This window comes from Amycolatopsis sp. NPDC049691, from assembly GCF_040675005.1.
In the GTDB taxonomy this organism is placed as follows: domain Bacteria; phylum Actinomycetota; class Actinomycetes; order Mycobacteriales; family Pseudonocardiaceae; genus Amycolatopsis.
Genome location: NZ_JBFANX010000019.1, coordinates 94,074 through 105,934, shown reverse-complemented (window position 1 = coordinate 105,934; position 11,861 = coordinate 94,074). Strand labels below are relative to the sequence as shown.

Here is an 11,861-nt window from a genome sequence, read left to right as displayed (position 1 = left end):
GGAATTTCCGGTGCGTTCCCGAACCGTCCGCCGCGGGCAGTTTCAGCGTGCGCCGAATGGCACCGCCGGGATCGTCGTTCTTCGTGAACAGTTCCACGAGCGCGTGGAACTCGACCGGCTCGTCCGCCGCTTCGGCGCAAAAGCGAAAGATATTCGCAGATTGTCCCGGTTTCCCCGTTTCCAGACCCGCGAGCAGGGTCCGGACGCCACCGCCGGGCGCCGCGTCCACCAGCACGGCCTGCGCGGACTCCGTCCACGCCAGTGCCGCACACCGGGACAGCGCGCCCGGATCCCGGGCGAGGACCGGATTCGGAGTGGGATCCGACATGCCGCCATCGACCTTTCCTGCAAGCTCGGCAAAACCGAGCCTTTCCCGCAGCCCCCAGAGCCGCCGAAGGATCTGACCGTCCGAACACTATTGACACCGCCGCCGGTAAGGAAACCACCGCCGGTGCCCGATGCGCGCCACTTCCTCCACTATGGAGTGACCGTACCAGGAGTGACCCTTGCTGTCAGCGAAGCCCACCACCCCTACGGGTGACACACTTGTAGCATTCCTTCGACCCCGAGATCGGACATTTAACCAAGACTTGAGGTGGCCTTCGGCTGCCGTGGGCCGACGGGGTGACGGCGAACCAACGAAAGTTGTCGGTCCGTCCCCCGGCGGCCAACTTTCGTCGCTAGTCCGGCCCGGGAACCGGCGGTCCACCGCCGGGGAGGGGGTCCGGAAGCTACCGTGGACCCCGTGTCGGACGTCACCACTCCCGGTCTTCGAACCACGCTGCGTGAGCACCTCGGCACGCGGGTGGGCCCCAAGCACGAACTGGCGACCCTGCTGAGCCTGGCGGTGATCTTCGGCGCGCTCGACGTGGCGATCTGCCTCAACAGCCACCCCACCACCGGCTGGGCGGGCCCCCGCGCGGACCTGGTCCTGCAGCTGTTCGTCGACGTCTCGGTGCTCGGGCTGCGGCGGTTCCCGAAGACCGTGGCGAGCATCGCGCTGGCCGTGACGTTCGCGACGGTGCTGGCCGACGCGCTCGCCCCGGGCCTGCTGTCCCCGGAGGACCCGGCCAGCCCGCTGGTGCTGCCCCGCGTGACGTCGGTGATCGTGATCTTCCTGGTCCGGCTGGAGCCCGCGCCCGTCGCGTTCGCCTTCATCGGCGCGCTGGCGGTCATCGGCAGCGAGCCGTGGGCGCCCAGCTGGACGCTCACCCCGGTCGGCCTGCTCAGCACGATCGGCCCCGCGGCCGTCGTGCTGTACCTGGACGCGCGCCGGCAGCTGCTGCAGGAACTGCGCGACCGCGCCGAGCGGGCCGAACGCGAGACGCACCTGCTGGCCGAGCAGGCCCGGTTCGAGGAGCGCCGCCGGCTGGCCGCGGAGATGCACGACGTGCTCACCCACGGGCTCAGCCTGATGGTCCTGCACGCCGGGGCGCTCGGGATCAGTTCGAAGGAACCCGAGGTCCGCAAGGCGGCCGAGGAGATCCGCGCCCGCGGCGCGATGGCGCTGGACGAGCTGCGCGACCTGGTCGGGGTGCTGAACACGACCTCGGCCGACGTGTCCGAGCGGATGAAGAGCCCGAGCCCCAGCGTGCCGTCGCAGCCGGCCCCGGACCCCGCGACGCTGGTGGCGGAGTCGGTGGCGGCGGGGATCCCGGTGGAGCTGGACGTCGAGGGCGAGCGCTCCCAGATGTCCCCGACGATCGCCCGCACGGTCCACCGGATCGTCCAGGAGGCGCTGACGAACGCCCGCAAGCACGCGGCGGGCGCGGAGATCCGCGTGAAGCTGCGCTACCGGCCGGACGGTGTGGGGATCCGGGTGATCAACACCAGGCCGCAGCGCCGGCCGGACGAGGTGCTGGCGGGAAGCGGGTCGGGGCTGGGGTTGTCGAGCCTGCGCCACCGGGTGGAGCTGGTGGGCGGGACACTGCAGGCGGGGCCGACCCCCGACGGCGGGTTCCGGATCGCGGCGGACCTGCCGGCGTACGTGCCCACCACGGAGACGCGGCAGAAGTCCGGGCACCGCTGACTCCGCGTGGGTCGGCCGCCCGCGCGCCGCCACCCGCACAGCTGGGCCACCCGCGCGCCGGTGCCGCCGCCGGCTCCCGCGACCCCGCACCCTGGCTGCACCGCCGAGGCACCGCACCCGCGCCGCAGCTCGCGCGCCGCCGCCCACCGGACCACCGCACCGCGCCGCCGGCTCCCGCGCCCGCCACTCCAGCCCGCACCACCGAGCCACCGAGCCCGCGCCGCAGCTCGCGCGCCGCCAGGCCACCGCGCCCGCTCCCTGCCCTCCCACTCCCGCGCCAGGACTGGGCATTCTCCTACTCCTCCCGCGCCTAGGGTCGGAGCCGGACGCGAACCTCCCGACCCAGAACGTGGAGCCCACATGAAAGGCATCATCCTGGCCGGCGGCAGTGGCTCCCGACTGCACCCGGTCACGCTGGGCGTCTCCAAGCAGCTCGTCCCGGTCTACAACAAGCCGATGATCTACTACCCGCTCTCGGTCCTGATGCTGGCCGGCATCACCGAGATCCTGGTCATCTCGACCCCGCACGACCTGCCCGCGTTCAAGCGCCTGCTCGGCGACGGCGCGGAACTCGGCCTGCGGCTCGACTACGCCGAGCAGCCCCACCCGAACGGGCTCGCCGAGGCCTTCATCATCGGCGAGGAGCACGTCGGCGACGACACCTCGGCCCTCATCCTCGGCGACAACATCTTCCACGGCCAGGGTTTCTCCGACGTCCTGCGCGCCGCCACCCACGACCTCAAGGGCTGCGTCCTGTTCGGCTACGAGGTCTCCGACCCGCACCGGCACGGCATCGGCGAGTGCGACGCCGACGGGAACCTGATCTCCATCGAGGAGAAACCCGCCAACCCGAAGTCGAACCGGGCGCTGACCGGGCTTTACTTCTACGACAACGACGTCGTCGAGATCGCCAAGAGCCTGAAGCCGTCCGCGCGCGGCGAACTGGAGATCACCGACGTCAACAACGTCTACCTCGACCGGGGCCGCGCCGCGTGCGTCGACCTCGGGCGCGGCTTCGCCTGGCTGGACACCGGCACGCACAAGTCGCTGCTGGACGCCGGGCAGTACGTGCAGACGATGGAAGCCCGCCAGGGCGTGCAGATCGCCTGCCTCGAAGAGATCGCGCTGCGCATGGGCTTCATCGACGCCGACCAGTGCTACGCGCTGGGCGAGCGGATCGGCAGCTCGGGCTACGGCGAGTACGTCATGGACTTCGCGCGCCGCGCGCGGCCGCTCACCGCGGTCTGAACCCCGGAGGATCCTTTCCCATGCGCATGGTGGTCACCGGCGGTGCCGGGTTCATCGGCTCGGCCTACGTCCGCAACGTCCTTTCCGGACAGTACGCCGGGTTCGCGCCCGACGAGCTGGTCGTGCTCGACAAGTTCACCTACGCGGGCAACCGGGCGAACCTCGCGCCGGTGGCCGGCGACGAACGGCTCAAGATCGTCGCCGGCGACATCTGCGACGCCGACGTCGTCGAGCGGGAGCTGGCCGGCACCGACCTCGTCGTGCACTTCGCCGCCGAGTCCCATGTGGACCGCTCGATCGCCGGGTCGGCGGAGTTCGTCCGCACCAACGTCCTCGGCACCCAGACGCTGCTGCAGGCCGCGCTCGAAGGCGAGGTCGGCAAGTTCGTGCACGTCTCCACCGACGAGGTCTACGGCTCCATCGACTCCGGCTCCTGGCCCGAGACGCACCCGATCGCCCCCAACTCGCCGTACTCGGCCTCGAAGGCGTCCTCCGACCTGCTGGTCCGCGCCTTCCACACCACCCACGGCCTCGACGCCTCGATCACGCGCTGCTCCAACAACTACGGGCCCTACCAGTACCCCGAGAAGGTCATCCCGCTGTTCGTCACCAACCTCGTCGACGGCCTCCAGGTCCCGCTCTACGGCGACGGCCTCAACGTCCGCGACTGGCTGCACGTCGACGACCACTGCCGCGGCATCCAGCTGGTGGCCGAAAAGGGGCGGGCCGGCGAGGTCTACAACATCGGCGGCGGCACCGAGCTGACCAACCGGGAGCTCACCGAACGGCTCCTCGCCATCACCGGCCGGGACCACACCGCGATCCGGCCCGTCGAGGACCGCAAGGGCCACGACCGCCGCTACTCCGTCGACATCACCAAGATCGCCACCGAGCTCGGCTACACCCCGCGGGTCGACATCGACACCGGCCTGCGCGACACCGTCGACTGGTACAAGAACAACCGCGGCTGGTGGGAACCGCTCAAGGGCTGAGTCACTGCGTGCGCAACCGGGGCCACAGGGCGTCCCACGCCGTGTTCCGTCCACTCAGGACGGTCATCAGCTGCGGCACGACCTCCTGGCGGTGGGCGAACGCCGCGGTCACCACGGGGCTCGTGTCGCCGACGAACAGGACGCTGTCGACGTCCTCGTCCGGGTGCCCGAAGTAGTAGTACCCGCGGTGTGCACTGTAGACGGCCGGCAGTCCCCGGCCGGCCCCGAAGAGCTCGAGGTCGGCGGCGAACGCGTAGCTGTCGGTCATGATCGCCGTCCGCGCCCGCTGCTCGGGCGGCAGCGACCGGTAGACCTGCACGACGGCGTCCGACAGCTGGCCGAGCTGGCCGTCGGACTGCACGAACACCTTGGCGGTCAACGGCACCAGCGGCACGTCGGGGATGCGCTCGGCCCACGACTTCGGGTAGATCGGCAGCGCGACGAGCGCCTGGAGGACCGATGCGGCGGTGAGCAGCCAGCCGGCGGCCTTCGCGGCCGTGGGCCACTTGACGTCCTGCAGGCCCACGGCACCGGCGGCGAACAGCGGCGCGTACAGGCTGTAGACGTAGTAGGACCGGCCGGACGTCAGCAGGTAGGCCACGACGAGCAGCAGGACCGCGACGCCGAGGAACCGCTGCTCCCGCACGATGAGCAGGCGCGCGAAGCCGAACAGCGCGAGCGGCACGCCGATCACCAGGCCGGGCCCGGACAGCAGCTCGAGCAGGAACGCGCCGGTGCCGGGGAACTCGGCCGAGACGACCTCGGACATCCGCGTGTACGGCCAGCCGTTCGCCGCCTGCCAGAGCAGCGTCGGCACGGTGGTCAGCGTCGCGACCAGCGCTCCCGCCCACAGCAGCGGCCGGCGGACGAGGTCACGCGGGCCGAAGACCAGCGACGCGGCGGCGAGCGCCACCCACAGCGCCGGGACCAGGAACTTCGTCTGCAGCGACACGGCCGTGACGAGCCCGGCGGCGAACAGCAGCCGGTCGTCGCGCACCCGGGTCCAGCGGACGACCAGGAACAGGATGAGCGACCAGAAGAACGGGTCGATCGAGTAGGTCGCGAGGTAGTGGCAGATCAGCGTCGCGCCGGACATCGCGTACGCGGCCGCGGCGACGGCCTGCGCGACCCGGCGGCCGCCCAGCTCGCGGGCGATGAGCGCGCTCATCGCGATCCCGCCCACCGCGGCCAGGGTCGCGGGCAGCCGCAGGGCCACCAGCGAACCGGGGAACAGGTGGTCCAGCCCGGCGGCCAGGAATGGCAGCAGCGGCGGCTGGTCGAAGTAGCCCCACGCGGGGTGGTCGCGGCCGGCCACCACGAAGTAGGCCTCGTCGAACGAGAACCCGTAGTTCCGGCTGGCGACGAGGAGCAGGGCTCCGGCGACTCCCGCGATCAGGAGAACCGGGGTCCGCGCGAACGCGGGCCGCGTGCGGGTTTCGGTGGTCTCACTGGTAAGGGTCATACCTTCAGTAGACCGGCTCCTACCTCGCGTTTTCTGCGGCCGGGAGTCTTCGTTCCGCACAACGAAAGTCGATCACGCCGGGCGGATCCGCAACCTTCGTAGTCACTCGGAAGTGATGTTTGACCACGCAAGGTGAGGGTAGCGATTCCCCTAGACTTCCCCCGCGAACCGGCTCTGTCCTGGGGTTTTTCGCGATACTCCAGCCATGACTGCGGGTCGGCACATCGTCTTCTTCAGCTTTCCCGGCGTCGGGCACATCAACCCGATGCTGGGCCCGGTCGAAGCGCTCGCCGGGCGGGGCCACCGGGTCACGTTCGCCGTCGCCGAGCAGTTCGCGCACCTGCTGCGCGACAGCTCCGCCGAGGTCCTGCCGTACCGCTCGGAGTTCCCCGCGTCGGTGACCAAGGTGGACAGCGCCGAAGACGCCGTCACGATGATCATCGACCTCATGCGCGAAGGCTTCGCACCGCTGGAAGCGGCGCTGGCGCGGCTCGACGGCGACCGGCCCGGCCTGATCGTCCACGACACCATCAGCGGGAACGCCGCGCGGGTGCTGGGCCGGGCGTGGGACGTCCCGCTGGCCGAAAGCTGCCCCGTCTTCATCGAGAACGACGCCGACGAGATCCCCGGCGCGCCCCAGCCGCCCGACGACCACCCGGCCGCCACCGGCTTCGACCACGAGGACCCGCGGCTGGCGCGGTTCGGCGAGGAGTTCGGCGCCGGCGTCTCGGCGCTGCTGACGCGGTACGGCCTGGATCCCCGGCTGGCGACGGCCAGCCTGTCTCCCGTCGGGGACGAACTTCGCCTGGTGTACATCCCCCAGGCGTTCCACTACGGGAGCGAGACCTTCGGCCCGCGGTACCGGTTCGTCGGCCCGACCGCGGACTGCCGCGCGCTGGAGGGCCACTGGACCCCGCCGGGCGACGGCCGGCCGGTGGTGCTGATCTCGCTCGGCACGTCGATGAGCAAGGACATCGGGTTCTTCACCGGCTGCATCGAGGCGTTCCGCGGCAAGCCGTGGCACGTGGTGCTGACGCTGGGCCGCGGCGCCGACCTGGCCGCGCTCGGCGAGCTGCCGCCGAACGTCGAGGCGCACGAGTGGATGCCGCACCCGTCGGTGCTGCGGTACGCCTCCGCGCTGGTCTGCCAGGCCGGGATGGGCAGCGTCCTGGAGGCGCTGCGCTACGAGGTCCCGGTCGTCGCGGTCTCCCACAGCGGCGAGACGCTGGCCAACGCCCACCGCGTCGCGGAACTGGGCCTGGGCACGCACATCCCGGTCGCGTCGGCGACGGGTCCGGCGATCCACGCGGCGGTCGAGGCACTGGCGGCCGACGGCTCGCTGCCCGCCCGGCTCGCGCTGATGGCCAAGGAGATCGAGCAGGCGGGCGGGGCGCCGGCCGCGGCCGGCGCCCTCGAAGCCCTGCTCCGGTAAGGGTCAGGCGGAGCGGCGGAAGCCCCGCGTGGCCACGATCGCGCCCGTCAGGCCGATCAGGCCGGCCGCGCCCAAGGCCGCCAGGCCGCCCACGCCGACGGGATTGCCCAGCGCCAGGTTGCGGGACGCGTCGACCGAGTACGTCAGCGGGTTGACCGTCGCCACCGCGCGCAGCCACGCCGGCAACGACGAAAGCGGCACGTACGCCGAGGACGCGAACATCAGCGGGAACATCACCATCGACGTCACGCCCTGCATCACCTCGACGTTGGTGATCCACACGCCGATGGCCATGAACATCCAGGACAGCGACCAGCCGACCGCGATGCACATCAGCCACGCGAGCAGCACGCCGGTGAAACCGCCGCCCGGGGAGAACCCGAACAGCGTCGCCGCCAGCACCAGCATGATCGCCAGCTGCAGGGCGTGCCGCACGACGTCGGCGAGGCTGCGCGCCACCAGCACCGACGCCGACGCGATCGGCAGGGTGCGGAAGCGGGCCACCACGCCGTTGCGCATGTCGTCGAGCAGGCCGACGCCCGACTGCAGCGCCACCGACAGCGAGCCCATCACCAGCACCGCCGGCATCAGGTAGTCGATGTAGGACACGCCGGCCGGGAACGAGCTGGTGCCGGCCAGGCTCGCGAACACCTGGCTGAACAGGATCAGCACGATGAGGGGCTGCAGCAGGCCCAGCAGCACGAGCGCCCGCGACGCCACCACCGCGCGCAGCGACCGTCCGGTCAGGATGACGATCTGCATCGGCACGGACGTACCGCGCCACGGGCCCGGTCCGGCCACCGTGGCCGGCGAGTCCGGAGTGGACAGTGTCGGTGCGCTCATCGGATCAGAGCCTCTCGGTCTCGGTGTGCGGATCCCGCGGCCCGCCGGACAGGGCGAGGTACACGTCGTCGAGGCGCGGGTCGACCAGCGCCAGCTCGACCGGCTCGACCGCGACGTCGTCGAGCGCGCGGACCACGCGCGCGAGGTCGGTGGACTTCTCCACCGGGACGATCAGTTCGTCCACACCGGACACCCGTGGCTCGAGCCCGGCGCCGCGCACGGCATCGGCCGCGCGTCCGGCGTCCGGCGGATCGGCCAGCGTCAGGGTGACCGTGCGCTTGCCGACCTGCGCCTTGAGCGCGGCCGCGGTGCCGGCCGCGATCACCTTTCCCTGCGCCAGCACGACGATCTTGTCGGCGAGCCGGTCGGCCTCGTCGAGCATCTGGGTCGTCAGGAGCACGGTCGAGCCGTCGCGCACCAGCTGTTCCACGATCTCCCACATGGCGATCCGGGCCGCCGGGTCGAGCCCGGTCGTCGGCTCGTCGAGGAAGATCACGTCGGGGTGGCCGACCAGGCTGGCGGCCAGGTCCAGCCGCCGCCGCATGCCGCCGGAGTAGGTCTTCGCCGGCCGCCCGGCCGCTTCTTGCAGGCCGAACGCGGTCAGCAGCTCGTCGGCCCGCTCTTTGGCCGCCTTCGTGGAGGCGCCGAGCAGGCGGGCGATGAGGATCAGGTTGCGGAAGCCGGACAGCTGCTCGTCCACCGAGGCGAACTGGCCGGTGAGCCCGATGCGGCTGCGCAGGGCGACGGCGTCGCGCCGGACGTCGAGCCCCGCGACGCTGGCCCGGCCGGACGTCGGCGTCACGAGCGTGGTGAGCACGTTGACCAACGTGGTCTTGCCGGCGCCGTTGTGGCCCAGCAGGCCGCACACGGTGCCGCGCGGCACCTGCAGGCTGACGTCGTCCAGCGCGCGGACCTTGCCGAAGGTCTTGGTGATCCCCTCGGCCTCGACGAACAGGGTCACGGCCGTTTCCTTCCGCTGCGCCGGATCGGACATCGCTACAGTTAGCACACCGGGAAACCCCTTTCCCCGCACGGAAGGACGACCCGAGGGGTTCGCCTAGACATGGTTGACGCCGGTCACGGACGAGCCCGACGCTCGGACCATGACTCCCCCGCCGGGAAGCCACGTCGCCTTCCTCACCTATCCCGCCCACGGGCACGTCAACCCGACGCTGCCCGTGGCGGCCGAGCTCGTCCGGCGCGGCCACCGGGTGAGCTACGTCGTCGCCGAGCAGTACGCCGAAGCCGTGCGCGCGACCGGCGCCACGGTGCTGCCGTACGAGTCCCACGTGCCGAAGTCCTGGGACACCGTGGCGATCCCGGAGGAGATCACCGGCGACGTCGTCGCCGAAGCGGGACTCGCCCAGGCGCTGGAGGGCTTCGCGTCGTTGCGGACCGCGCTCGGCGCCTTCGACGACGACCGGCCGGACGTCTTCCTGTACGACGCCTTCGGCTATCCGACCGGGCGGCTGCTGGCGCGCAAGTGGGACGTCCCGGCGATCCTGCTGTGCTCGACGTTCGTCGCGAACGAACGGTTCTCGCCGTACGCGTCGATGGCGGGCAAGGTGCCGGCCCCCGATCCGGCGCACCCCGCGCTGGCGAAGGCCGCGGCGGTGGTCGAGGACGCGCTCGCCGAGCACCTGCCCGGCACGTCCGCGGCCGAGTTCGCCCAGGGGAACGAAGACACCAAGCTCGTGTTCCTGCCGCGGGAGTTCCAGCCCGGCGGGGACACCTTCGACGACGGGTTCGCCTTCGTCGGGCCGTGCCTCGGCGACCGCGCGGGCGGCTGGACCCCGCCGGACAGCCGTCCGGTGCTGCTGATCGCCATGGGCAGCTTCGGCTACCATCGCCAGCGCGAGTTCTTCGCCTCGTGTCTCGAAGCTTTCGCCGGGACGCCGTGGCACGTCGTCATGACGATCGGCCGGCTGGTCTCGGCGGCCGACCTGGGCCCGGTGCCATCGAACTTCGAGCTGCACCCGTGGGTGCCGCAGCCCGCCGTGCTGAGCCGGGCGAGCGGGTTCGTCTCGCACGCCGGGATGGGCAGCACCATGGAGTCCCTCGCGCTGGGCGTCCCGCCGGTGGTCGTGCCGCGCACGCTGGAGCAGGAGATCGTCGCCGACCGGATCGCCGAGCTGGGCCTCGGAGTCCGGGTCGACCCGGCCGACGTCGACGCGGAAACGCTGCGGGCGGCCGTCACCGGCCTCGCCGAGGACGCCGTCGCGCACGAGCGCGTGGCCCGGATGCGGGCGCACATCACCGGCGCCGGTGGCGCCGCGGCGGCCGCGGACCGCGTCGAGGCCCGACTGACCGCTCGACCCTGGGAGTGAATCCGAAGTGGACACCACCGAGCCGACCGCCGCCCCGGAGATCGCGCCGGACGGCGGCGCCGCACTGCTGACCTGGCTCGAAAAGATGCGCGCGGACACGCCGGTCTGGCAGGACGAGGCCGGGGCGTGGCACGTGTTCCGGTCCGCCGACGTCCGCCGCGTCAGCACCGACGCGCAGCTGTTCTCTTCGGACACGACGCGCCTGACCTCGCCGGGCGACCAGGCGCCGCCGGGCACCCTGCTGGTCATCGACCCGCCCGAGCACCGCAAGCTGCGCCGCCTGGTCAGCCAGGCGTTCACCCCGAAGGTCGTCGCCGACCTCGAGCCGCGGATCACCGAGGTGACCCGGGAGCTGCTGGCCGCGGTCGAGCCGGGCGCGACGGCGTTCGACCTGGTCGACGTGCTCGCCTACCCGCTGCCGGTGATCGTCATCGCCGAGCTGCTCGGCGTGCCCGCCGACGACCGGGCCCTGTTCCGCGGCTGGGCCGAAGCGCTGATGGCCCTGCAGGTCGACGACCCGAGCACCGGCGAGAAGCTCGCGGTCGCCATCGAGGAGATGGAGGCCTACCTGGGCGCCCAGATCGCCGACCGGCGCGCGCATCCCCGCGACGACCTGCTGACCCGCCTGGTGGAGGCAACGATCGACGGCGAGCGGCTGACCGACGAGGAGGTCGGCAACTTCACCGCGCTGCTGCTGCTCGCGGGGCACGTCACCACCACCATGCTGCTCGGCAACGTCCTGCTCTGCCTGGAGGACGCACCCGGTGTCTACGAGGGGGTCCGGGCGGACCCGGCGCTGGTGGAGCCGCTGCTGGAGGAGGTGCTGCGGCTGCGGCCGCCGTTCCCCCGGGTGGTCCGGGTGACCACGGCCGATGTCGAGGTGGCCGGCACGGTCATCCCCGCCGACTCGATCGTCTGGGCCTGGGTGGTCTCGGCCAACTACGACGAGCGCGAGTTCGCCGACCCGTGGCGGTTCGACCTGCACCGCAAGCCGAACTCCCACGCCGCGTTCGGGCACGGCATCCACTTCTGCCTGGGGGCGCCGCTGGCGCGGCTGGAGGGACGTGTCGCGCTGGAGCTGCTGTTCGAGCGGTTCGAGCACCTGCGGGTGGCTCCGGGCGCGGATGTCCCGTTCCACGCCGGCGGCGTGTTCGGCGTGCAGCGGCTGCCGGTCACGACCGCGGCCCGCTGACCGGGGCACCGCACCCACCGAAGGCCGGGCCGGGGGTGCCGTACCTGCGGCGGGGCGGACCCCAGTGTTAGCCCCGAACCGCCGCACCGGCATTGACGGGTCATACCCGCTTGGCTAGCGTACGAGACGTCGTTTGGTTTGTTTCCAACGAAACGGACCGAGGCGGCCGGTGTCCGGGTGGACTCGAGGATCGTTCTGGGGAAGGAACTCGAGGTTTCCGCTGGGGTGGTGTGAAGAACCATCCGGACTGCCCGCCGTGGACCCTCTGGTGGGGAGCTCGAGGGTCGTCGACGTCTTTTGTCCGTGGCGCACGCCTCGAACGCAGAACCGAATCTG

At 71.7% G+C, this 11,861-nt stretch carries 10 protein-coding genes; 7 read left to right on the top strand and 3 right to left on the bottom strand.

What is annotated here, in order from left to right; all coding sequences use genetic code 11:
- The first annotated feature begins 10 nt into the window (after nt 1–10).
- The 4 genes from AB0J40_RS34730 to rfbB all read left to right on the top strand — a co-directional run bounded on the left by AB0J40_RS34730 (nt 11) and on the right by rfbB (nt 4,269).
- Nucleotides 11–541 carry a hypothetical protein gene (locus AB0J40_RS34730; RefSeq protein WP_364461797.1) on the top strand — a complete coding sequence of 177 codons (531 nt, stop codon included), beginning with the start codon at nt 11–13 and terminating at the stop codon, nt 539–541.
- A 204-nt stretch (nt 542–745) separates the two neighbouring features.
- Complete coding sequence (locus tag AB0J40_RS34725; protein ID WP_364461795.1) at nt 746–2,029, top strand: ATP-binding protein; 1,284 nt, start codon at nt 746–748, stop codon at nt 2,027–2,029.
- Between the two features lie 360 nt (nt 2,030–2,389).
- Nucleotides 2,390–3,277, top strand: a complete 888-nt coding sequence (gene rfbA, locus AB0J40_RS34720; RefSeq protein ID WP_364461793.1) for a glucose-1-phosphate thymidylyltransferase RfbA — start codon at nt 2,390–2,392, stop codon at nt 3,275–3,277.
- Nucleotides 3,278–3,297: 20 nt separating this feature from the next.
- Nucleotides 3,298–4,269 (top strand): dTDP-glucose 4,6-dehydratase, encoded by a 972-nt coding sequence (rfbB, locus tag AB0J40_RS34715; protein WP_364461791.1) that lies wholly within the window; start codon nt 3,298–3,300, stop codon nt 4,267–4,269.
- A 1-nt stretch (nt 4,270) separates the two neighbouring features.
- On the opposite strand, the gene AB0J40_RS34710 is transcribed toward rfbB, so the two are convergent.
- Nucleotides 4,271–5,731 carry a glycosyltransferase family 39 protein gene (locus AB0J40_RS34710; protein ID WP_364461789.1) on the bottom strand — a complete coding sequence of 487 codons (1,461 nt, stop codon included), beginning with the start codon at nt 5,729–5,731 and terminating at the stop codon, nt 4,271–4,273.
- Between the two features lie 205 nt (nt 5,732–5,936).
- On the opposite strand from AB0J40_RS34710, the gene AB0J40_RS34705 reads away from it, so the two are divergent.
- Nucleotides 5,937–7,163, top strand: a complete 1,227-nt coding sequence (locus AB0J40_RS34705) for a macrolide family glycosyltransferase (RefSeq protein ID WP_364461786.1) — start codon at nt 5,937–5,939, stop codon at nt 7,161–7,163.
- Between the two features lie 3 nt (nt 7,164–7,166).
- On the opposite strand, the gene AB0J40_RS34700 is transcribed toward AB0J40_RS34705, so the two are convergent.
- Both AB0J40_RS34700 and AB0J40_RS34695 read right to left on the bottom strand, forming a co-directional pair.
- Nucleotides 7,167–8,006 carry an ABC transporter permease gene (locus tag AB0J40_RS34700; RefSeq protein ID WP_364461783.1) on the bottom strand — a complete coding sequence of 280 codons (840 nt, stop codon included), beginning with the start codon at nt 8,004–8,006 and terminating at the stop codon, nt 7,167–7,169.
- Between the two features lie 4 nt (nt 8,007–8,010).
- The gene (locus AB0J40_RS34695) at nt 8,011–8,967 is read right to left on the bottom strand and encodes an ATP-binding cassette domain-containing protein (RefSeq protein ID WP_364461781.1); all 957 of its coding nucleotides are present in this window, start codon (nt 8,965–8,967) and stop codon (nt 8,011–8,013) included.
- Nucleotides 8,968–9,109: 142 nt separating this feature from the next.
- On the opposite strand from AB0J40_RS34695, the gene AB0J40_RS34690 reads away from it, so the two are divergent.
- Complete coding sequence (locus tag AB0J40_RS34690) at nt 9,110–10,333, top strand: macrolide family glycosyltransferase (RefSeq protein ID WP_364461779.1); 1,224 nt, start codon at nt 9,110–9,112, stop codon at nt 10,331–10,333.
- A 7-nt stretch (nt 10,334–10,340) separates the two neighbouring features.
- Nucleotides 10,341–11,525, top strand: a complete 1,185-nt coding sequence (locus tag AB0J40_RS34685) for a cytochrome P450 (RefSeq protein WP_364461776.1) — start codon at nt 10,341–10,343, stop codon at nt 11,523–11,525.
- Nucleotides 11,526–11,861 lie beyond the last annotated feature (336 nt).